General features: G+C 72.8%; 1 protein-coding gene. It reads right to left on the minus strand.

The genetic code is table 11. The annotated features are described in order from the left end of the window. Positions 1 to 938: tetratricopeptide repeat protein (locus VR44_RS40160; RefSeq protein ID WP_045952641.1), on the minus strand; the 938-nt coding region annotated here is incomplete at its 3' end. Positions 939 to 1,027: the final 89 nt, after the last annotated feature.

Raw genomic sequence — 1,027 nt, forward strand, 5'->3', positions numbered from 1 at the left:
GGGGTGGGGGGCCAGGGGGTGGCTTTGCCTCGGGCGGCCAGGGTGGTGGCGTATTCGGCCAGGAGGGACGGGGAGGACGGGGAGGACTTCTCCGATGCCGCGAAGGCCTCGTACGAGGGGACGCTGGCCGTGACGATGCCGAGGTTCGTGGTGCCCGAGGCGGCCAGGGCGCGGAGGGAGGCTTCGACCTTGTTCAGGTGGGCCTCGTGAGTGGGGTACTCCGCCGCGAGGGTCGGGTAGCTGGTCAGGAGCTCGGCCAGTTCGCGGGCGGGCCAGTGGAGGATGGCCACCGGGAAGGGGCGTGAGAGGGCGGCGCGGCGGTCGCCGAGTTCGGCGCGCAGGCGGGCGATCTCCGCGCGGAGCTCCGCCGGGTCGTTGGAGCCCAGGGCCCAGATGCGCTTGGGGTCGTGGAGTTCGTCCAGCGGGATCGGGCCGATGTGGCGGGTGTCGGCGACCATGTCCCAGTCGTCGTGGGGGAGGCCGAGGAGCCGGCGGACGCGGTGGCGGCCCGTCAGGAGCGCGGTCGTGGCCTGGGTGAGGGGGGTGTCCTCCGAGGTGAGGAGGGTCGCCGCCTCCGTGAAGCACTCGTGTGAGGCTTCCAGCTCGTCGTGGGATTCGAGGGCTTCCGCGATGACCTCCCAGGGGGCCGGGTCCGTGGGGGCGGCGGCGCGGATGCCGGAGATCAGGGCGCGGGCCTCGGCCTCGTGACCGTACTCCCACAGGTTCGCGGCCTGGCGGGCCTTGATCAGGTGGGGGTTGGCGGGGGAGGAGGAGAGGAGGCGGTCGTAGAGGGCGCTGGCGCGGTCCCGGGCGTCGCCCAGTTCGAGGTGGGCCGCGGCCTGGAGGAGCAGGGGCTCCTGGTCCTCGGGGTAGCGGGTCGCCGTGCGGATGAGGCGCTCGGCTTCGGCGATGTGCTCTGCAGGCGTGTCGGGGCGCATGGTTCACACCGTACTGCTGCTGGTCAGTTGAGGGGGGAAGTCTTAGGGTGCCGGCCGTGCGGGATCAGGTGCGCGTGGTGGTGCAAGGG

Source organism: Streptomyces katrae, assembly GCF_000966975.1.
GTDB classification, from domain to species: domain Bacteria; phylum Actinomycetota; class Actinomycetes; order Streptomycetales; family Streptomycetaceae; genus Streptomyces; species Streptomyces katrae.